Genomic DNA, 20,949 nt, shown 5'->3' on the forward strand with positions numbered 1-20,949 from the left:
CCATTTCACACCTCAGGATGAGGGCTATTGAAGCGCCGGCGTCCTTCACCCTCATCCTGAGGTGTGAGCGAAGCGAGCCTCGAAGGGCGAGGGTGAAGGCTGCGCCGACGATCAGTACCGGTTCAATCAAACAGTGAACCGCCATAAGATACGGCGGCGCCGAAGGCTGATAAGAAATGACGGTCTCTTTCGAAATCTTCTCCGACCTCTGGGTTCAATACGGCGAGGGCCCGGTGTGGTCGGAAAGCGGCAATTGTATCTGGTGGGTCGATATCCCCGGATGCCGGCTGTTGCGCACCGATGCTGTAACCGGACGCACCGATGCCTGGAACACGCCGGAGACACCAGGATGTATTGCCGTGCGGGCGGATGGGATGCTGGTGGTCGGCCTTGTCTCCGGCATCTTCCTCTTCGATCCTGTTTCTGGCCGGTTCGAACATGCCTGTTCGCCGGAAAGCCGTGACGATGTGCGCTTCAACGATGGCGCTTCGGATGCCGCGGGTCGCTTCTGGACCGGCACCATGCATCTTGCCGCAGCACGGCCCGCGGGCGCGATCTTCTGCATCGAGCCGGACTTTACCTATCGCCGGATTTTCGAAGACCTCTGGATACCGAACGGGCTTGCCTTTGATCAGTCACGAAACCGGATGTATTTTTCCGATTCCCATCCCTCCGTTCAGACAATCTGGGTTTGCGATTACGATGTCCTCACCGGCACTCCCGTCAACCGTCGAACCTTTGCGACAACCCATGCGCTGGAAGGGCGACCGGACGGGGCATTCGTTGACGATGACGGCGTCTACTGGATAGCCGCCGTTGAAGGGTCGCAACTCCTGCGGTTCGCGCCGACCGGGGAGGCACTGGAGCCGCTTCCCGTTCCCGTGAGCCATCCGACCAAGATCGTCATGGATCGGAAAAATCCGCCCACGCTCTATGTGACGACACGCCGAATGGCGCCTGACGACGAAACTGATCCGTCCGGATATCTCCTGCGTGGCACCTTCTCCTGATCTATCGCATCCAGTCGCAATAACGCCTCCACAGAAAGGTTGCATAACCAATTCTTGACATTTTAGGATTGTATATTCCCGATTGTTCACGGGAATAACGAAGCAGATGCTTAAGAATATAGCCTTGGTTTGTTTGTTGTTGTTCATCCCGATAGGCTGCACTGAGCACCGTGACAGCCAGCCGATGAGCTATATATCCGCCGGACAGAGAAAATCTGCGGATATAGACGCCTATACCATCGACAAGCTCAAAACTATTCTTGCTCTCACGAAAGCCCATCCTAGCCTATCGAGGGGAGCGAAGATCGGGCTTATCTCTCGCCAGTTTCTTGGCGCGCCCTATGTGGCCCATCGGTTGATCGGTTCGGCAACGACGCCGGAGCGGCTGGTGGCCGATTTCGGAGCCTTGGATTGTTTTACATATCTTGATTATGTCGAAGCGCTGCGGCGCGCGACGAGCGAGGAAGGCTTCATAAAAAACCTGAGCCATACCCGCTATATCGGCGGGCAGGTCGCCTTCCTCAAAAGAAAGCACTTCTTCAGCGACTGGGCTTACAGAGCCCCGGCGCTGGCGCGGGACATAACGGCCAAAATCAGCCCCCACGCCCTGTCTGTGGCCAAGGTTTTGAACCGGAAATCATCTTCCGGCAGCTATCTCTACGGCCTTCCCGACGTGAAGCGCACCGTCACCTACATCCCTCGGAAATATGTTAATCACGCGCTGCTACGACATCTTCGCACCGGCGATTACATCGGCATTTATGCGAAAGAGTCCGGGCTGGATGTGACGCATGTAGGGATTTTTATCCGGACGAAAGACGGCCCCATGTTCCGCAACGCCTCGTCTCGCAAGGCAAATATGAAAGTGGTGGACTCGCATTTTCTGGCATATGTGGCGCATACGCCGGGTATTGTTGTTTATCGTCCCCGGTGAGGGCAGGACTAAACATCTAAAGCGATTCTGTTTAGTGAATCGCGAGGCGCCCCCCTCTGTCCTGCCGGACATCTCCCCCGCAAGGGGGGAGATTGGCTGACGCGATTTTCGACACTTATCCTGCGGCGTCTGCGATTGGTGCCGAACATTATGAAAGCGTAATCTCCCCCCTTGCGGGGGAGATGGCTGGCAAGCCAGAGGGGGGCGCTGTCCCGCCGGCGTTTCCATTACTGCGTGAAAGCTCTAAAATAACGATCCCTGACCGCCGCCTGTCTTGGTGCTCTTTGATTTCGACGAACTGCCACCTGTCGGCTTGCCGCCCCCCGTTGCCACCGCCTGCGCGTCGCCATCACGAAAGCGCAGCGTCAGCGCTTCGCCGGAATGGACCGAGGCCGCCAGTTTCACCGGATTTCCCGCCGCATCGAACACGATGGCGAAGCCGCGTTCCAATATGCTCTCGTAGGAGAGCGTCCGCATCAGGCGTTCAAGCTCGCTGCTTCTCCGCTTATGCCTCTCGAATATGAGGCCAACCGCCCGTTCGCGCCTGCGGTCGAACTGGACAAGCATATGCTGCGCCCGTTCGCCATGACGCCGGATCGGCTCCGGTGACAACCGCCCGGCGGCGCGGGCAAAATGGCTGCGCTGTTCGCGCAAATAGGCTTTCAGGCAACCAGGCAGGCGGGCAGCGGTCTTCTGTGTATGGCGGCGCTGTTCAGCGATGCGCCGTTGCAGGAGGCGTGGCGACAATTGCCGCGCATGGCCGTCAAAGCCTGCCCGCTTCTTCTGCGTGTTCGCCTGCAACGCTCGTCCCAGACGGGCGGCTGCCTCATCGAACCGGCGGCGCGGCAATGCGAGAAGCTGGTCGGCGGAGGGCAGGGCGCGGGAAAGCGCGCGATGCGTCTGCCGCCGCTGCGCGAGATGGCGTGACATGCCGCCCATGTGCCGGGCGCTAAGCGACGCCACCGCCGCCAGCAGATCGGCTTTCACCGGAACCGCCATTTCGGCGGCGCCCGTCGGCGTCGGCGCGCGCCTGTCGGCGGCATGGTCGATCAGCGTCCAGTCGGTTTCATGCCCCACCGCCGAGATGATGGGAATGCCGGAAGCGGCCACCGCCCGCACGACGATTTCATCATTGAAGCCCCACAAATCCTCAAGGCTCCCGCCGCCGCGCGCGACGATCAATACATGCGGGCGAGGGAAGGGGCTGCCCTCGCCAAGCGCATTGAAGCCACTGACGGCAGCCGCCACTTCCGGCCCTGAGGTCTCACCCTGCACCCGCACGGGCCAGACGATGACATGCACCGGAAAACGGTCCGTGATTCGATGGATGATGTCGCGGATGACAGCGCCGGTGGGCGAGGTGACGACGCCGATGATGCGCGGCATGAATGGCAGCGGCTTTTTAGCCGCCGTGTCGAACAGTCCTTCAGCGGCAAGCCGGCGCTTGCGTTCTTCCAGCAGCGCCATCAGCGCGCCGGCGCCCGCCGGCTCCATCTGCTCGATGACGATCTGGTATTTCGACGAGCCCGGATAGGTGGTGAGCTTGCCGGTGGCGATCACCTCCATGCCTTCCTCGGGCTGGAAGCGCAGCCGGCTCATGCTGCCGCGCCAGATCACCGCCTCGATCCGCGCCTTGTCGTCCTTGAGCGAGAAATAGGCGTGTCCCGACGAATGCGGCCCGCGATAGCCGGAGATTTCGCCGCGCACACGCACATGGCCGAACGCATCCTCGACGGTGCGCTTCAGGGCGCCGGAAATCTCGGAAACGGTGTATTCGGCGACATTCGAGGGGGAATCAGGAGTGGTATTCATGTCTTTATAGGGACTTTCGCGACCCTGAAGGTCAATAGGGGAACCAATATCACGAAACTTGATGTAAACTTCACGTGAATTCAATGGACCTGATGGATTGGCCGCGCGATATGGGCATATGCCTACAGATACCACAGCAGATTCATCCGTTTTGAAACAAGCCACCCGCCCTCAGGACCGCGCATTCGAGCCTTTCGATTATGGGCTCTATGCGATGACGGTCTTTGCCTGGAGCCTTTCCTGGTATGCGCTGGCTCTGCAGGCCGGAAGCGGGGTCGCCAACGAGGTCAACATCGTCTGGCGCTTCCTCATTGCGACAATCATCATGTTCGCCTGGGCGGCGGTATCGAAACAGCGCTTGAAATTTCCCCTGCACGATCATCTTGGCTTCGCCGCGCTCGGAATCCTGCTCTTTTCGTCGAATTTCCTGCTCTTCTATTATGGCGCGCAATATCTGGTGAGCGGCCTTCTCTCCGTCGTCTTCTCGCTCGCCTCCATCGTCAATCTCGTGCTTTCCACCGTGGTCATGCGCGAGCCGCCATCGTCGCGAACGCTGATCGGCGGGTTGATGGGCTTCGGCGGCATCGCGCTGATGTTCCTGCCGGAAATGCAGGCGCATGGCTTCACCGGCAAGACGCTGATAGGCCTCGGTCTCTGCGTCGCCGGAACGCTCTCGTTCTGCACGGGCAATCTGGTTTCCGCGCGGCTCCAGAAGCGCGGCCTGCCGCTGATCTCGATGAATGGCTGGGGAATGGTCTACGGCACGCTCTGGGCCGGCTTCCTCGCGCTCGTTTTCGGCAAGCATTTCACCATCGCATGGACCGGCGAATATCTCGTCTCGCTGGTCTTCCTCGCGGTCGTCTCGACGGTGCTGGCCTTCTTCGCCTACCTCACGCTTCTCGGCCGCATCGGCTCCGCCCGAGCCGGCTATGCAACGGTGATGTTTCCCGTCTTTGCGCTTGTAGTCTCGACAATCTTCGAAGGCTACCAATGGACGGTGTTCGCCGTCATCGGGCTGGCTCTGGTGCTCGCCGGCAATCTCTTCGTTATCCGCGGGAAGAAATAAACCCGGAACGTTGCGGGACTCCAGACGTTTGGCACTCATCAATGCAAATCGCGAATGGAGGGATGAGATGGCTGAGATCCGGCTTGAGCACGACATCTGGCTTCTGGTGGCGGACGGGGAAAAGGCGCTTTTCCTGCGCAACGAAGGAGATGCCGAATATCCGAACCTGGAGGTGGTGCATGAGATTCATGATGATAACCCGCCCACCCGCGAGCAGGGAACGGATGCGCCCGGCCGGTACGCGGATCCGCAAGGTGCGCACAAGAGCAGCTTCGAGGAAACCGACTGGCACCGCCTGGAGAAAGACCGCTTTGCCGGCCAACTTTCCGATTGGCTCTACAGGCTTGCCCATCGCGGCCGATTCAAGAAGATCGTCCTCATTGCCCCGCCGCAGGTGCTGGGCGCATTGCGCAGGGAATTGCATAAGGAAGTGAGCGTCCGGGTGGCGGCCGAGATACCGAAGACCCTGACCAACCATACGGTGGTGAGTATAGAGCAGGTTTTAACGAACGGGTGATCTACCAGCCCGGCACAAGCTCGCTTGACCGCACCCGGCGCGTCCGCACATGGGCAAGCTGCGTGATATCGGCGGTGCCAAGCGTCGTGGGCGCAGGCGAGGAGATATTGTCGAGGCTCTCCACGATATGTTGCGCCAGCGCGTCGATGATGGCGGTCTGCTTGCTGTGGCCGCGCAGGATGCCGATGCCGAATTCCGGCAGCCTGCCGAAGCCGTCCGCCTCGCTCAATACCCTCATGCCGGGGCGCAGGGCGCATTCCGGCAGGACCGAAACCGCCAGCCCGGCAAGCACCGATGCCGCCAGTACGGTCGCGGACCAGCTGGTAAACAGGATGCGGTGGTCGCGCCCCATCTCGTTAAGCACATCGATCGCGACGCTCCGCCATATGCAGGTAGGCCGCCCGACGGCAAGCGGCAGCACCGCTTCTTCGTGTACAGCGTGGTTTGCCGAGGTGACCCAGAGCAAGGGCTCGCTGCGCACCACTTCCGAGCGGCGATCGCGCTGGGTGACGAGCGCGATATCGAGTGTTCCCCGCCTGACCATCTCTTCGAGATTGACCGTCGGCTCGCAGACGATGGAAAGCTCGACGCGCGGGTTGGAACGGGCGAACCGCGCCATGATCTCGGGCAGGAAACGGTCGGCATAATCATCCGGCGTGCCGATGCGCACATGGCCTTCGAGTTGCGTGTCGTCGAAGGCGGCGATGGTTTCGCTGTTCAGATGAATCATCCGCCTTGCATAGGAAAGCAGTCGCTCGCCGTCTTCCGTCAGCCGGTTGGTGCGCCCGTCGCGCTCGAACAGCGGCTTGCCGATCCGTTCCTCCAGCCGCCGCATCTGCATGGAAACCGCCGATTGCGTCTTGAACACGGCATCCGCCGCTCGTGTGAAGCTGCCCGTATCGGCAATGGCGATGAAGGTTTGCAACTGGTCGAGATCGAGCGGCGCGGTCATGAGATCACCCATCATCAATTTTGAACAATAGCATTAGAAACATTCGTTTGAATAATCAATAAGCCCGCTTCATAACGTCCATGCTCACAAAAAGTTGTGCGGCCCGCAATGGAGCGGGACGGACGGTTTGCGCGGAAATGATTTCCGCGCGGACGGGATATTTTTGTCCATACGCCCCTAAGGAGAACGGCGATGACGACGGCGAAGACGATAACCATGCCTGCTGCAACCGGCCTTGCGGCTATGACCCGAACGGCTGCGCGTTCCTATTATTGGGTGGTTAAGTTTTTCGCCGTGTACCGAAGCCGTGCGGCGATCCGGCATCTGGGTGACCTCGACGATCATCTGTTGCGAGATATCGGCATCAGCCGTTCGGATTTGCGCGTTGTCCAACGCTCTTATTTGCGCGATCCGAGCGCCGCGCTCGTCGATGCCCGCGCCAAACAGGAGGCGACCCGCAGCACCTATTGAAAGTTCCAGAGTCCCAAGGCAGGCGCCACCCATTCATAAGCCGGAATCCCCTCCCGGCTTTCGCCTGCCACCTTGCCCGGCCGTGGAGACACGGTCGGGTTTTTTTTAGTGAGCAGTGTTCAGTAAGCAGTGAGCAGGTAACATATTTCTGCTCACTGCTCACTGCTCACTGCTCACTGCTCACTAATAAGCATATTCCAGAAATATCGGCTCGATCGAACAGCCCCAGACGCTGCAATATTGGCTGAGCATCTTTTCGGCATCCGTGGTGCCGCGGGCGACGATTTCTTCGAGCGGGGCGAGGTAGTGCGTCTCGTCGAAACCCTCGCGGTTGAGCTTCTTGCGGTTCTTGAGGCCAAGCCGCGAGATATCCAGCGTTTCGCGGGCAATCTCACGCACGGTGCGGTCACGGAAAGGCGCGTGAAGCGCATAGGCCGGCACCGCGTCGCGCAGGGCCTGCACTTCCTGAAACTGCCAATCGCGGGTGAGTTGCTCGGCGGCGTCGAGCGCTTCGGCATCGTAAAGCAGCCCCACCCAATAGGCGGGCAGGGCGCAGACGCGCCGCCACGGGCCGCCATCGGCGCCGCGCATTTCGAGGAAGCGTTTCAGCCGCACATCCGGGAAAAGCGTCGAGAGATGATTGGTCCAGTCGCCCATATTGGGCATCCCGTCCGGAATTTCGTTGCGCAGCGCGCCGTTCATGAACTGGCGGAAGGTGACATGCGTGGCGTTATGATAATGGCCGTCGCGCAGGACGAAATACATCGGCACGTCCAGCGCCCAGTCGACATAATCGATGAAGCCGAAATCCGGCGAGAAGACGAAGGGCAGGAGCCCTGAGCGCTGGTTGTCCGTATCGCGCCAGATATTGGCGCGCCAGGAGAGAAGGCCGTTCGGCTTGCCGTCGGTGAAGGGAGAGCTTGCAAACAGCGCCGTCGCGATGGATTGCAACTTCATCGACACCTGCATCTTGCGGCGCATGTCGGTTTCGGATGCGAAGTCGAGATTAACCTGGACTGTGCAGGTGCGGTACATCATGTCGAGCCCCTCATGCCCGACCTTCGGCATGTAGTCCGCCATGATCGCATAGCGCGATTTCGGCATGCGCGGCGTTTCCGCCAATGTCCATTTCGGGCTGCCGCCCACGCCCAGAAAGCGGATGCCGAGCGGATCGGCGATCTCGCGCACCTGCGCCAGATGCGCGTTCATCTCGCGGCAGGTCTGGTGGATGGTGGAAAGCGGCGCGCCTGAAAGTTCGAACTGGCCGCCCGGCTCCAGCGAGATCGCGCCCTGTCCGGTCGGTTCCACAAGCCCGATGATGTTACCCTCGTCCAGGATCGGATCCCAGCCGAGCGTGGCCTGCATGCCCTCCAGAATGGCGCGGATGCCGCGCGGGCCGCCATAGGGGACAGGGCTGTGGTCCGCAGTATAGAACGGAAACTTCTCATGCTCGGTGCCGATGCGCCATTTATCCGCCGGTTTGCTGCCCGCCGCCAGATAGGCCACCAGCTCGTCGGTTGAGGAAATCGGCGTTTCATCCGTCGTATCGCGCGCCATTTTTTGCCCTAGCCCTAGAGCATGATCCCCAAAAGTTGCAGACTTCCAGGTAAGATCATGCGGATAAACCGATAACCGTTTTGGTTGGTGATTGGACGGTTTTGTCAAATCACGCAAGTGAATTTCATTTATAGGGCAATCAATGGAAATTGATTAAGAGCTTGGCTTATGCAGGACGCTTATCAAGCAACTTTGTCCAGGCGGCTCGGACGGATCAGCACTTCCGCGGATATACCAAGTTGGTCATGCAGGTTCCGTATCATCTCGATGGATAGGCTGCGTTTACGGTTCAGCACATCCGCGACGCGGTTGCGCGGTCCAATCATCGGCTCGAGATCTCTACGCGTGAGTCCTTGTTGTTCCATGCGAAATTTGATCGCTTCCACGGGATCAGGAGTGTCCATCGGGTAATGCTTCGCCTCGTAGGCGTCAATCAGCGTAGCCAGCACGTCGAGCAGGTCACCCTCCGGCGTGCCACTCTTTGCGCCCCACAGCCGCTCCACCTCGGTCAAAGCCTCATCGTAATCCGCTTCCGTACGAATCGGCTTCACATCATTCGCCATGCTCAACCTCCTTCACATCGATCTTGTCATAAGCTTTATGCGTTCCGATCCACTTGATCCAGACGATGCTCTTTTCAAAATCCGCCGACACGACAAGCCGATAGTCATTACCCTTGATGTTGAAAACGATCCGCTCAGCGCTGACGATGCTCGCCGTCGCATAAAGCCGCTTCACATCGGCTGTGCTCGTCCACTCAGCCTTGCTTACTTCATCGAACCATGCGTCGAGCGCGGCCTTGACAGCCGGTTGATCCTTTTGGCTCGCCAGACCCGCGATGAATTCTCTCAAGGTGCGCCGGGCGATAATTCTCATGGCTTTATTATAGGACGAGACCAAAATGGTCGCAATGGAAAAATCATCGTCATAGCCCTAAGCTCCCCAATCCCCTACCGTCGCCTGCATCAGCGCCAGCGCCGCCACGGCTGCCGTATCGGCGCGGAGTATCCGGGGCCCTAGCGGAATGGCCGTGACGAAGGGCAGGCGGTTGAGGAGGGCGCGCTCCTGTTCGGAAAACCCGCCTTCCGGGCCGATGAGTAGGCCGAGCGGTCCCGGCTGAAGCGACTGCAGGATCGGCAGGGGATTGTCCGTCTCGTGCGCTTCGTCGCAGAAGATCAGCCGGCGGGAGGGATCCCATTCATCGATGAGCCGGTCGAGTTTCGCCGCCTCGCGGCATTCCGGCAGGTTCAATACGCCGCATTGCTCGGCGGCTTCAACCGCATTGGCGCGAATGCGCTCGATGCCGATCTTTGGAACCTGCGTGTGCTGGGTGATGACAGGTTGCAGCACGCCCACGCCCATCTCTACGGCCTTCTGCACCATGTAATCCAGCCGCCCCTGCTTGAGCGGCGCGAAGCAATAGATGAGATCCGGCAGTGAAGTCTGCGCCCGGGTCTGTTCGACCACGCCGAGCCTGACGCGCTTTTTTCCCTCGAGGTGGATCGTCGCCTTCCACTCACCGTCCGCCCCATTGAAGAGGAGGACGGTATCCCCATTCTTCATCCGCAGCACGTTTGTCAGATAATGCGCTGCCTCCGCTGGCGGCTCGACATGGCTGCCGGCGGTAAGCGGGGTATTGATGAACAGTCTCTGCATTCTGTAGTTTGCACGCATACCGTAACCGATGACAGAGCAAGGGCCGCGTGGTCAAGCCGGAGCTTTTTCAGTCGTGCGGAACAAATGTTGCATTTTTGCTACGGCAAATGGCCAAAGCCGTTTAATCAGTGGATATTTGGAATCCCGAAAGAGCTGTTTAGTTGTCTGTAAGAAATTCCATGTGTACTGACCGGACGCGTATCGGGCTTGCTGCTTCGACGCAATCATATCATCGCCGTCTGTGGAGACACTACCAAATGACCGCCAAGGGCGCCACGCTCCTTACCGTTCTCATGCTCTCCGCGATCCTTTTCATGGCGACCGGCATATTCACTGTCGATGCCGGCGGCCATCAGGCATCCAGCGATGGATACGGTGTCTCCTCCAATTTTCATTGATTTATCGCCCCTCGGGTCTCTCGCCCTTTTCCCAAATAGGGCCGACCTTTTTCCCAATAAGGAATGGGGCCATAGAGATCAGCGAGATAATTGATGAAAAGCTGCGTCGCCTCCTGGACCGGGTAGGGCGGCGAGCACACGCTCGCAATAATTCCGGCAACATCCGCTTGTCGTTTGTCCCAGAAAAGGGAAACGGCTTCAACCGTCTGCCCGATATGAAATGTTTACAAGTCTGGCAGCCAAGAGCTAACTGTATTTAGCGCGTTTCTTATGGAATTCGTGCCAAGCGCCCTCGTGGTTCGAGGCTCCGCTTCGCTCCGCAACCTCTCCATGAGGGAGGTGAAGCGCACGACAATGCGGGAGGAAACATGTCCGGATTGACGCTGCCGAAGGCAAACAGCGCCACGCTTGCGCGTCGCGCCGAGATTGTCGCCGAGTTGCGCGATATCGTACCTGGCGAGGGCGTTGTCGATGCGACCAATGAAATGCGCGTGTTCGAGTCCGACGGGCTGACCGCATATCGGCAATTGCCGCTGGTCGTCGTCCTGCCCCAGACCGTGCGCCAGGTCTCGCGCATTCTCAAATATTGCCACGATCATGACATTCGCGTCGTGCCGCGCGGTTCCGGCACCTCGCTGTCCGGCGGCGCGCTGCCGCTGGAGGACGCGGTGCTTCTGGTCATGTCGCGCTTCAACCGCATTCTGGAAGTCGATTTCGCTAACCGTGTCGCGGTGGTGCAGCCGGGCGTGACCAATCTTGGCATCACCCGCGCGGTGGAGCACGAGGGTTTTTATTATGCCCCCGATCCCTCCTCGCAGATCGCCTGCTCCATCGGGGGCAACGTCGCGGAAAATTCCGGCGGCGTGCACTGCCTGAAATATGGGCTGACGGCCAACAATGTTCTAGGCATCGAGATGGTGTTGATGAATGGCGAGGTGATCCGGCTGGGCGGCAAGCATCTGGACGCTGAGGGCTATGATCTGCTCGGCCTGATGACAGGTTCGGAAGGGCTGCTCGGGGTCGTCACGGAAGTCACCGTTCGCATCCTGCAAAAGCCGGAAACGGCGCGCGCGGTGCTCATCGGCTTCCCCTCCAGCGAGGCGGCGGGGCAATGCGTCGCCGATATCATCGCCGCCGGCATCATTCCGGGCGGCATGGAGATGATGGACCGCCCAGCCATCCACGCGGCGGAAGATTTCGTCCATGCCGGCTATCCGCTTGATGTCGAGGCGTTGCTGATCGTTGAGCTGGATGGTCCGCAGGTGGAGGTCGATCATCTGATCGCCATGGTCGAGGACATCGCGGCGAAGAATGGAGCGGCGACCTGCACCGTGTCGCAATCGGAAGAACAGCGCATGGCGTTCTGGGCCGGTCGCAAGGCGGCCTTTCCGGCGGTCGGGCGCATTTCGCCCGATTATTACTGCATGGATGGCACGATTCCGCGCAAGGAACTGCCGAAGGTGTTGGCCGGGATGCGCGAGCTCTCGGAAAAATACGGCCTGCGCGTCGCCAATGTCTTTCACGCAGGCGACGGCAATCTGCACCCGCTCATCCTCTACGATGCGAATATTCCGGGTGAACTGGAGAAAGCCGAAGCCTTCGGCGCGGACATTCTCCGGCTTTGCGTGAAAGTCGGCGGCGTTCTCACCGGCGAGCACGGCGTCGGCATCGAAAAGCGTGACCTGATGCCGGAAATGTTCAACGAAACCGACCTGAACCAGCAAATCCGCGTCAAATGCGCCTTCGATGAGAAGCACCTCCTCAACCCGGGCAAGGTCTTCCCGCAACTCCACCGCTGCGCCGAACTGGGCCGGATGCACATCCATCGCGGACAGGTGGCGTTTCCGGATATTCCGAGGTTTTGAACGTGGTTTCTCTGTCATCCCACCCCCCTCTGGCTTGCCAGCCATCTCCCCCTCAAGGGGGGAGATCACGCTTTCATCAATGCGGGCATCAGTCGCCGACATTCAAGAATGAGCCGCAGAGGCCGTATCAGCTAATCTCCCCCCTTGAGGGGGAGATGCCCGGCAGGGCAGAGGGGGGTGAGATCGAAAGGCTCCCAAAGGGGGCAATATGACCACCTCCGCCCCTACAACCGAAGCAGCCGTCCTCGAAGCGGTGCAACGGGCTCTGGCGGAAGAAACCCCGCTGGAAATAATCGGCCATGGCTCCAAGCGCGCCATTGGCAGGCCCACGCAGACCGAACACATCATCGATCTCTCCAGCCTTTCCGGCGTCACACTCTACGAGCCGGAAGAACTGGTCCTCTCGGCAAAAGCCGGAACCCCGCTTGCTGCAATTGAGGCGTTGCTGGCCCAAAACGGTCAGTGCCTCCAATTCGAGCCGATGGATTACGGTCCGCTTCTGGGCGGCGAGGCGGGCAGGGGAACGATCGGCGGTGTTCTCGCCACGAACGCAAGCGGCCCGCGGCGATTGAAGAGCGGCGCGGCGCGCGACCATATTCTGGGCGTACGCGTCGTCTCGGGCCGGGGCGAGATCTTCAAATCCGGCGGACGCGTGGTGAAAAACGTCACCGGCTATGACCTTTCCAAAGGCATGGCCGGCTCATGGGGCACGCTTGGCATCTTGACCGAAGTCACCTTCAAGGTGCTGCCTGCGTCCGAGACTGAGACGACGCTCGCCATCCGGGGCCTTGAAGAGGAGGAGGCGGCACGGGCCATGGCGATTGCTCTTGGATCGAGCGGCGAGGTTTCGGCTGCCGCCCATCTGCCTGTTACCGTCACCGGCAAGGTGATCGGCGGCGCACTGTCGGGGAAGGCCTCGACATTGCTGCGGCTGGAGGGCTTCGCGCCCTCGGTCAAGGACCGCGCGGAAAAGCTCAAGGCGCTTCTGCATCCGGCGGGCGAAATCGATGAAATCACGGAAGCGCAATCACGTCGTCTCTGGCGTGAGATCCGCGATTGCCTGCCCTTCGCCGATGGCACCCAACGCTGCATCTGGCGCGTCTCGATGGCGCCGATGGAGGCGCATAAGATGGTCGCGAATCTGCGCCTGGGTGCCGGCGTCGATGCGTTTTATGATTGGCAGGGCGGCCTTGTCTGGCTGCGCATGGAGGCCGATCCTGAGCCGGTGGCGCTGCGCCGCCTGATCGCCCATTTCGGCGGTGGCCATGCTACGCTGGTGCGCGCGCCTCCCGGGATGCGCGCAAGCATCGAGGTGTTTCAGCCACAGCCGCCGGCGCTCGCCGCCCTGTCGCAACGGCTCAAGCACCAGTTTGACCCGAAGGGCATTCTCAATCCGGGCCGTATCACCGCTTGATCCCAAAAAGTTGCAGACTTTTTGGATAAGATCATGCGGCAGAGAACAAGGTTTTAGATATGCAGACCACTTTCACGCCCGAGCAACTGCGCGATCCTGCGATAGCAGGATCCGAAAAGATTCTGCGCAATTGCGTCCATTGCGGCTTCTGCACGGCCACCTGCCCAACCTATGTGACGCTGGGCAACGAGCTCGATAGCCCGCGCGGGCGCATCTACCTCATCAAGGACATGCTGGAAAACGACCGTCCGGCGGATGCTGAGACCGTCAAGCACATCGACCGCTGCCTGTCCTGCCTTGCCTGCATGACCACATGTCCCTCCGGCGTCAATTATATGCATCTGGTGGATCATGCGCGCGCCCATATCGAAAAGACCTACAAGCGCCCGCTGATGAACCGGCTGACGCGAGCGGTTCTCGCCTTCGTGCTGCCTCATCCCACGCGATTCCGTGCAGCCCTTGCCGCGGCGAAGCTGGGCCGTCCTCTCGCCGGCCTGTTTCGGTCCGTGCCTGCATTAAAACCGTTGGCGGCCATGCTGGACCTAGCCCCGCGCGTCCTCCCGGCAAAATCAGCCTCCGCCGGGCCGGGAACGCACAAGCCCAATGCCGCGCCGCGCGGGCGCGTCGCCCTGTTGACCGGCTGCGCGCAACCCGTGCTGAACCCCGGCATCAACGAAGCGACGATCAGGCTGCTCACGAGGGTCGGCATCGAGGTGGTGGTGCCGAAAGGGGAGGGCTGCTGCGGCTCGCTGGTGCATCATATGGGGCGCGAGGAACAGGCGCTAAGCGACGCCCGGCGCAATGTCGATGTCTGGACCCGCGAGATCGACAATGGCGGTCTCGACGCGATCATCGTCACCGCATCCGGCTGTGGCACGACGATCAAAGATTACGGCCATATGCTGCGCCTCGATCCTGCCTATAAGGACAAGGCGGAAAGGGTTTCAGCGCTGGCGAAGGACATCACGGAATATCTGGCCGATCTCGACCTGCCCGCGCCGGAAAAGCCAGCCGGCCTCACCGTCGCCTACCATTCCGCTTGTTCCATGCAGCACGGCCAGAAGATCACCCGTCAGCCGAAGGCGCTCTTGGCGCGGGCAGGCTTCATCGTAAAGGAACCGGCGGAAGGCCATCTGTGCTGCGGCTCCGCCGGCACCTACAACATCATGCAGCCGGAAATCGCCCGGCGCCTGCGCGACCGCAAGGTGAGGAATATCGAGGCCACGGGCGCCGATCTCATCGCCACCGGCAATATCGGCTGCATTACCCAGATCGCCTCGGGATCAAAGCTGCCGATTGTGCATACAGTAGAGTTGCTAGATTGGGCCTATGGCGGGCCGGAGATAGAAGGGCTGGGACATGCCCGGATAAGGGCGTGACTTCGTGATGGTTCAGCGGCGAGGACCCTTGGGGGTGTCCAAGGGAATGAAATGAACAGCAATCACAACGGCGATCATCATGACCACCGGAAGGGCCAGCGTTAGGTAAGTATAAATAGTCATCGGTCCAGTCCGTTCAGATGCTGCTTCGTTGCAGAATTTAGCGGCGGGGGCGCTTTGAGCTATCCAGGGGCATAAAATGAACAAAGACTATCACGCCGATCATCATGACAACCGGAATGGCCAGCGTCAGGTAAGCGTAGATATTCATTGATCCAGTCCTTTGAGATGCCTCGATGCATAATAATGTAGGACGAATCCAAGCATGAAGCAAATGATTGCCGTGAGGACCATGGAAACAAAGGCCTCAGGGCGAACCGTTGGATCATACGCTACGCGGGTAATGGGCGTAAAGGTTCCAATCAGCAGAACGCCTATAGCCAATCCATTGATGAATGTCGCTTGCAGCTTGATCTTTTCCTTTATCGCATCGGATAGCTTCGTCGTTTCGTTGCCGCTCATGAAATGCCCCCAATTTCATAAAGAAAGGGCCGGTTTCCCGGCCCACCCCCAACCCCTCACATACTATCCGGATGCGGGCCTATCCGCCCGTCATGGGCATTCAGGTCCGAAATCGTATCATGCTCCCCGGAACTGAGCCTGAAATCGAACACGTCGAAATTCTCCTGGATGCGCGAGGGCGTCGAGGATTTCGGGATGACGATATTGCCGATGTCGAGATGCCAGCGCAGGACGATCTGTGCCGTCGTCTTGCCGTGCTTGGCCGCGATCTGCTTCAGGACCGCGTTTTCCAATATCGTGCCTCGCCCGAGAGGGCTCCATGCCTCGGTGGCGATGCCCTTTTTCTCGTGGAAGACGCGCAGCTCGTTCTGCTGGAACTGCGGATGCAGTTCGATCTGGTTGAGCACCGGCGTGACGCCCGTTTCCTTGATGATACGTTCGAGATCGGCGATGCGGAAATTCGACACGCCGATGGATTTGACGAGGCCGTCTTCCCTGAGCTTGATCAGGGCGCGCCAGCTATCGGGAAAGCGGTCCTGCGCCGGCACCGGCCAATGGATCAGATAGAGATCGACATAGTCCGCGCCAAGCCGCTTAAGGCTGGCATCGAACGCCTTGAGCGCGGAATCATAGCCCTGGTCGGTGTTCCAGAGTTTCGTCGTAAGATAAATCTCGCCGCGCGGCAGGCTGGACTGCTTCAGCGCCTTGCCCACGCCTTCCTCGTTGCCGTAGGCCGCGGCGGTATCGATGTGCCGATAGCCCGTTTCGAGCGCTTTCCCGACGACGCCGGCCGCTTCGTCATTGCTCACTTGCCAGACACCGAAACCCAATTGCGGGATTTCGTGGCCGTCATTGAGCTTTATCCTGGGCATCGTCATGGTCATCCTCTCCTTTATTCTTACTTTCGGAATATCATAGGAAAAGGCTGTCCGGGACAAGAGCGATTAATCAAAACGAATAGAGCAAAAACGAAAAGGGCAGCCGGGTGTTCCCCGCTGCCCTTTTCGGTTGTTTTGCGGGTTTCCGCGGCTTTACATCACCACAACCTTGGTGCCGATTTTCACCCGGTCGTAGAGGTCGGTGACGTCCTCGTTGCGCATACGGATGCAGCCGGAAGAAGCCGCCGTGCCGATGGTCCAGGGCGCGTTCGTGCCATGGATGCGGTAAAGCGTAGAGCCAAGATAAAGCGCGCGGGCGCCGAGCGGATTTTCCGGTCCGCCTTCCATATGCACGGGCAGGATGCGGCCTTTCTCCTCCAATTCGCGCTCGATCATTTCCGCCGGCGGACGCCAGTCCGGCCATTCCGCCTTGCGCGTGATCGGGTTCGTGCCCTTCCAACTGTGACCTTCCTTGCCGACACCGACGCCATAGCGCATGGCCTTCCCGTTCGGCTCGATGAGATAAAGAAACTTTTTCGCCGTATCGACGACGATGGTGCCGGGTTTGTGCTTGCTTTTATATGCGACCGACTGCGGCAGGTAGATCGGGTTCATCCGGCGCTGCGCTTTAGTCTCGCGACGCGGCGCCACGCGAGTGGCGGAGCGCGTATAGCCTACTTGCTGGTAAGTCTTTGGGCGGTAGCGCGGCGGTTGCTCTGCCATCATCGGCGCATAGCGCACCACGCGGCGCTGCCCGGTTGGCGCGGCGGCGTAGACGCGGCGTTGCGCCTGGGATGGAGAAATGTAGACGCGGCGCTGGCCGGAATAATAATAGCGCACGCTTCCATCGGAATGGATCGGGCGCTCCTCAAGTTGCGTGACCCAGGGCGCGGTGAGATCCGGGGAGAGTTCCACCGGCGCGCTGGTCGCATAGCGGTCTCTGCTCCAGGCCCCGGTTGCGGAAAACGCGGAAATGGTGACAGCCATAGCGGCGGTGATAAGAAGAAGATGGCGTGGTTTCATGATTTTGGCCCCAATGCCCTTTGCGGATCACGCCCCGGCTCCTGACAGGACGCTGGCAGGAGAGGGCATGGCAGTGTCGTCACAAGGGATTGTGGGTGGAGCCGGAATAGAAAAAGTGAATCGAATTCAATAAAAATACGATTCTTCTCGGCAACTGTTTTTGTGGTTAACGCCCGGTTTCGCATGATGATGATAGAACACGCCAAGAGGTAGATGATGACCGAGGAAACGCTCGTGAAAACGGGGCTTGTCGAAGGCGCGGATGGCAAGACGCGCTGTTTCTGGCCCGGCACTCTGCCCGACTATCTCCATTATCACGACCATGAATGGGGGAGACCAGTCGCCGACGACAAGCGCTTGTTCGAAAAAATATGCCTGGAAGGCTTCCAGTCCGGCCTGTCCTGGCTGACGATCCTGCGCAAGCGGGAGAATTTCCGCGATGCCTTCGAAGGCTTCGATTTCGAGCGCGTCGCCCGCTTCGGCGAGAGCGATATCGAGCGGCTGCTCGGCAATGCCGGCATCATCCGCCATCGCGGCAAGATCGTCTCTGCCATCAACAACGCCAAACGCGCCATCGACCTGGCATCGGAAAAGGGCTCGCTGGCCGCTTACTTCTGGTCCTTCGAGCCGGGCGATGAGGAACGGCCAGCCATCATGGATTACCAGACGCTCCGGGCAAATCCGACGACACCGACATCCATCCGCTTGTCCAAGGACCTGAAAAAGCGCGGCTGGAGCTTCGTCGGGCCGACGACGATGTATGCGCATATGCAGGCCATGGGCCTCGTCAACGACCATATCGAGGGCTGCTGCTGCCGGGGGGAGGTAGAAGAGTTGCGGCGAAATTTTAAACGGCCGAGGTGAGGGGCGCTTCCGCTTTATTGAACCGGCCTGCAAAACCTGCAATAAACCTCGAAAATTGCAGGAGGCCCCTCATGACTATCGCATCGCTGTTGATTTTCGCTGGCGCGCTGCTTGTAGCGGCGGGTTCGCCGGGGCCGAGCATCGGTGCGCTGGTGGCCCGCGTCATCAGCCGTGGCTACAAGGATGTCCTGCCCTTCCTCCTCGCCATGTGGATCGGCGAGGCGATCTGGCTTTCATTCGCCGTCTGGGGCCTCGCCGTGGTGGCGCAGACCTTCCATCTCGTCTTTACCATCATCAAATATGCCGGCGTCGCCTATCTGCTTTTTCTTGCATGGAAGATGTGGACAGCGCCCGTCGAGGTACATGACGGCGCTTTGCCGAAGGAGAACTCCGCCGGAAAGCTGTTCGTGACCGGCCTCGCCGTGACGCTCGGCAACCCCAAGATCATGATGTTCTACATGGCGCTTCTGCCGACGATCATCGATCTCGGCCATGTCACCGTGCTTGGCTGGGCGGAACTGATCGCCGTCATGGTGCTGGTGCTCATCACGGTCGATGTGTTCTGGATTGCGCTCGCCGCGCAGGCCAAGCGCTTTCTCAGAAGCGCCCGCGCCATGCGCATCGCCAACCGCAGCAGCGCCACGGTAATGGCCGGTGCGGCGGCGGCTATCGCGACGCGACAGTAAGCTTGCCACATTCTAGCGTCTGGGCTAGGAACGCGCATGGTCAACTGAATGTTGATTTTCCACATTCAGTTGATTTTTTACGTGAAATCCAAGCATCGGACAAACATCATGGCAAACAAGGCTGACAAGGTAAAAGCACGGCTTCCGCGCGGGCTTGTCGATCGCCATGCGTCCGACATTCGCGCCACCGACAAGATGCTGGCGGCGATCCGCGAGGTCTATGAGCGCTACGGCTTCGATCCGGTCGAGACGCCGATGCTGGAATATACCGATGCGCTGGGCAAGTTCCTGCCCGACCAGGACCGGCCCAACGAGGGCGTGTTCTCGCTTCAGGACGATGACGAGCAATGGCTGTCGCTCCGCTATGACCTGACCGCGCCGCTGGCGCGTCATGTGGCTGAGAATTTCAACGAGATCCAGCTTCCCTACCGCACCTACCGCGCCGGCTATGTGTTCCGCAACGAGAAGCCGGGTCCGGGCCGCTTCCGCCAGTTCATGCAGTTCGACGCCGATACCGTCGGCGCGCCCTCCGTCGCGGCGGATGCCGAAATGTGCATGATGATGGCCGATGTGATGGAAGCGGTGGGGATAAAGCGCGGCGAATACGTCGTGCGCGTCAATAATCGCAAGGTTCTTGATGGCGTGATGGAGGCCATCGGCGTTACCGAGGAGGGGCAGAAGCTCACCATTCTCCGCGCCATCGACAAGCTGGACAAGTTCGGTCTCGAAGGGGTGAAACTACTGCTTGGTGCGGGTCGCAAGGATGAAAGCGGCGATTTCACCAAGGGCGCGGGGCTCAATGAGCGGCAGATTGATAAAGTCCTAATTCTTTTCAAGATCGAGGATTTTGCCGCAGAAGCGCGTGCAAGCAATTCTCATTACACCGAGGGGGTTGAGAGCGGTATCATTGACGCCCGCAAAGCGGAAGACATACGCACAAAAGGGATTTTCGGTGGCCTGCTGCACAATCTAGTAGGTAGTGCGCGTGGTCTTGAAGGAGCTACGGAGCTTCAGCAAATCTGGGATATGGTTGTCGCGGGCGGATATGATGATGGCCGCATCCGCATCGACCCCTCCGTCGTGCGTGGCCTCGAATACTACACCGGCCCCGTCTTCGAAGTCGAACTCACCGCCCAAATCCCCAATGAGAAAGGCGAGATCGTGCGCTTTGGCTCGGTCGGCGGCGGCGGGCGGTATGATGGTCTCGTCTCGCGCTTCCGTGGCCAGCCGGTTCCGGCGACGGGCTTTTCCATCGGCGTGTCGCGTCTGATGACCGCCTTGAAGAATCTCGGCAAGCTGGGCGAAGGCGATGTGCTCGCGCCTGTTCTCGTCACTGTCATGGATGGCGACATGGAGGCCATGGGGAAATATCAGGATTTCACCCAGAAGCTTCGCGCCGCCGGCATCCGCGCCGAGATGTACCAAGGTAACTGGAAGAAATTCGGCAACCAGCTGAAATATGCCGACCGCCGCGGCGCCCCGCTCGCCATCATCCAGGGCGCGGATGAGCGGGCGAATGCGCAAGTCCAGATCAAGGATCTGATCGAGGGCAAGCGCCTTTCCGAAGAGATCGAAAGCAACGAGGAATGGCGCTCCAGCCGCCCGGCGCAGGTGACGGTGAAGGAAGAGGATCTGGTGGCGGCGGTGAAGCGGATGCTTGACGAGCAGGCGGCGGATCGGGCTGTGGGAGCGTAAACTTATGTTACGTTTGCGCTTGAACACCCCCCTCTGGCCTGCCGGGCATCTCCCTCCTCTATCACCGTCATCCTCGGGCTTGACCCGAGGATCCACGGCAAGGGAGCGAAAACGCTATTATCGTCCGCAACGGGATTATGAATTTAGCGGGTGCAATATCGAGCGGCGTCTTCTTGCTGGAACGCGCCGAGACCATGGAAAATTTTGTGCCCCCTTGCCGTGGATCCTCGGGTCAAGCCCGAGGATGACG

Annotated in this window: 20 protein-coding genes and 1 pseudogene; 12 read left to right on the forward strand and 9 right to left on the reverse strand. The window is 59.8% G+C overall.

Going from position 1 to position 20,949, the window contains the following annotated elements:
• Positions 1-176: 176 nt before the first annotated feature.
• Together C7477_RS00245 and C7477_RS00250 are read left to right on the forward strand one after the other, a co-directional pair.
• Entirely contained in the window at positions 177-1,010 is an 834-nt protein-coding gene (locus C7477_RS00245) for an SMP-30/gluconolactonase/LRE family protein (protein WP_110747394.1), read from the forward strand.
• Positions 1,011-1,116: 106 nt separating this feature from the next.
• Positions 1,117-1,944 (forward strand): DUF1460 domain-containing protein, encoded by an 828-nt coding sequence (locus tag C7477_RS00250; RefSeq protein ID WP_110747397.1) that lies wholly within the window; start codon positions 1,117-1,119, stop codon positions 1,942-1,944.
• Positions 1,945-2,187: 243 nt separating this feature from the next.
• Here the strand turns inward: C7477_RS00250 and xseA are convergent, their stop codons facing one another.
• Positions 2,188-3,756, reverse strand: coding sequence for an exodeoxyribonuclease VII large subunit (gene xseA / locus C7477_RS00255; protein WP_110747400.1), 1,569 nt, complete (start codon positions 3,754-3,756; stop codon positions 2,188-2,190).
• 151 nt (positions 3,757-3,907) lie between these two features.
• Between xseA and C7477_RS00260 the strand changes: the two genes are divergently transcribed.
• Entirely contained in the window at positions 3,908-4,822 is a 915-nt protein-coding gene (locus C7477_RS00260) for a DMT family transporter (RefSeq protein ID WP_245411673.1), read from the forward strand.
• Between the two features lie 67 nt (positions 4,823-4,889).
• Positions 4,890-5,339, forward strand: coding sequence for a host attachment family protein (locus C7477_RS00265; RefSeq protein ID WP_110747406.1), 450 nt, complete (start codon positions 4,890-4,892; stop codon positions 5,337-5,339).
• 1 nt (position 5,340) lies between these two features.
• Here C7477_RS00265 and C7477_RS00270 read toward each other — a convergent pair whose 3' ends face one another.
• Positions 5,341-6,291 carry a LysR substrate-binding domain-containing protein gene (locus C7477_RS00270; RefSeq protein ID WP_110748080.1) on the reverse strand — a complete coding sequence of 317 codons (951 nt, stop codon included), beginning with the start codon at positions 6,289-6,291 and terminating at the stop codon, positions 5,341-5,343.
• 306 nt (positions 6,292-6,597) lie between these two features.
• Here C7477_RS00270 and C7477_RS19450 point away from each other — a divergent pair.
• Positions 6,598-6,675: pseudogene (locus C7477_RS19450) on the forward strand (YjiS-like domain-containing protein); the annotation flags it as partial.
• 270 nt (positions 6,676-6,945) lie between these two features.
• Here C7477_RS19450 and C7477_RS00280 read toward each other — a convergent pair.
• From C7477_RS00280 to C7477_RS00295, 4 genes are all read right to left on the reverse strand, one after another.
• Positions 6,946-8,319 (reverse strand): glutamate--cysteine ligase, encoded by a 1,374-nt coding sequence (locus C7477_RS00280; protein WP_110747412.1) that lies wholly within the window; start codon positions 8,317-8,319, stop codon positions 6,946-6,948.
• Positions 8,320-8,501: 182 nt separating this feature from the next.
• On the reverse strand, positions 8,502-8,882 hold the full coding sequence (locus tag C7477_RS00285) for a helix-turn-helix domain-containing protein (protein ID WP_110747415.1): 381 nt from the start codon (positions 8,880-8,882) through the stop codon (positions 8,502-8,504).
• On the reverse strand, positions 8,872-9,195 hold the full coding sequence (locus C7477_RS00290; RefSeq protein ID WP_110747418.1) for a type II toxin-antitoxin system HigB family toxin: 324 nt from the start codon (positions 9,193-9,195) through the stop codon (positions 8,872-8,874). The genes C7477_RS00285 and C7477_RS00290 overlap by 11 nt, the downstream gene beginning before the upstream one ends.
• A 57-nt stretch (positions 9,196-9,252) precedes the next feature.
• Complete coding sequence (locus C7477_RS00295) at positions 9,253-9,993, reverse strand: 16S rRNA (uracil(1498)-N(3))-methyltransferase (protein WP_110747421.1); 741 nt, start codon at positions 9,991-9,993, stop codon at positions 9,253-9,255.
• Between the two features lie 239 nt (positions 9,994-10,232).
• Between C7477_RS00295 and C7477_RS18840 the strand changes: the two genes are divergently transcribed.
• The 4 genes from C7477_RS18840 to glcF all read left to right on the forward strand — a co-directional run bounded on the left by C7477_RS18840 (position 10,233) and on the right by glcF (position 15,031).
• Positions 10,233-10,373, forward strand: coding sequence for a hypothetical protein (locus C7477_RS18840; protein WP_181418302.1), 141 nt, complete (start codon positions 10,233-10,235; stop codon positions 10,371-10,373).
• 368 nt (positions 10,374-10,741) lie between these two features.
• Positions 10,742-12,238: an FAD-linked oxidase C-terminal domain-containing protein gene (locus tag C7477_RS00300; protein WP_110747425.1), complete on the forward strand. Its 1,497-nt coding sequence runs from the start codon at positions 10,742-10,744 to the stop codon at positions 12,236-12,238.
• A gap of 208 nt (positions 12,239-12,446) precedes the next feature.
• A complete protein-coding gene (gene glcE, locus C7477_RS00310; RefSeq protein ID WP_110747429.1) occupies positions 12,447-13,652 on the forward strand; it encodes a glycolate oxidase subunit GlcE in 1,206 nt (401 codons plus the stop codon).
• 59 nt (positions 13,653-13,711) lie between these two features.
• Positions 13,712-15,031, forward strand: coding sequence for a glycolate oxidase subunit GlcF (glcF, locus tag C7477_RS00315; RefSeq protein WP_110747432.1), 1,320 nt, complete (start codon positions 13,712-13,714; stop codon positions 15,029-15,031).
• Positions 15,032-15,298: 267 nt separating this feature from the next.
• On the opposite strand, the gene C7477_RS00320 is transcribed toward glcF, so the two are convergent.
• From C7477_RS00320 to C7477_RS00330, 3 genes are all read right to left on the reverse strand, one after another.
• Positions 15,299-15,553 (reverse strand): hypothetical protein, encoded by a 255-nt coding sequence (locus tag C7477_RS00320; protein ID WP_110747435.1) that lies wholly within the window; start codon positions 15,551-15,553, stop codon positions 15,299-15,301.
• A gap of 56 nt (positions 15,554-15,609) precedes the next feature.
• The gene (locus tag C7477_RS00325) at positions 15,610-16,431 is read right to left on the reverse strand and encodes an aldo/keto reductase (protein WP_110747437.1); all 822 of its coding nucleotides are present in this window, start codon (positions 16,429-16,431) and stop codon (positions 15,610-15,612) included.
• Between the two features lie 153 nt (positions 16,432-16,584).
• The gene (locus C7477_RS00330) at positions 16,585-17,454 is read right to left on the reverse strand and encodes a L,D-transpeptidase (protein ID WP_110747440.1); all 870 of its coding nucleotides are present in this window, start codon (positions 17,452-17,454) and stop codon (positions 16,585-16,587) included.
• Positions 17,455-17,670: 216 nt separating this feature from the next.
• Between C7477_RS00330 and C7477_RS00335 the strand changes: the two genes are divergently transcribed.
• From C7477_RS00335 to hisS, 3 genes are all read left to right on the forward strand, one after another.
• A complete protein-coding gene (locus tag C7477_RS00335; protein ID WP_110748083.1) occupies positions 17,671-18,318 on the forward strand; it encodes a DNA-3-methyladenine glycosylase I in 648 nt (215 codons plus the stop codon).
• A gap of 71 nt (positions 18,319-18,389) precedes the next feature.
• Positions 18,390-19,004 (forward strand): LysE family translocator, encoded by a 615-nt coding sequence (locus tag C7477_RS00340; protein ID WP_110747443.1) that lies wholly within the window; start codon positions 18,390-18,392, stop codon positions 19,002-19,004.
• Between the two features lie 108 nt (positions 19,005-19,112).
• On the forward strand, positions 19,113-20,699 hold the full coding sequence (gene hisS / locus C7477_RS00345) for a histidine--tRNA ligase (RefSeq protein ID WP_110748086.1): 1,587 nt from the start codon (positions 19,113-19,115) through the stop codon (positions 20,697-20,699).
• The last annotated feature ends 250 nt before the right edge of the window (positions 20,700-20,949 follow it).

The sequence above is a fragment of the Paramesorhizobium leguminum genome (assembly GCF_003217235.1).
Taxonomy (GTDB): domain Bacteria; phylum Pseudomonadota; class Alphaproteobacteria; order Rhizobiales; family Rhizobiaceae; genus Paramesorhizobium; species Paramesorhizobium leguminum.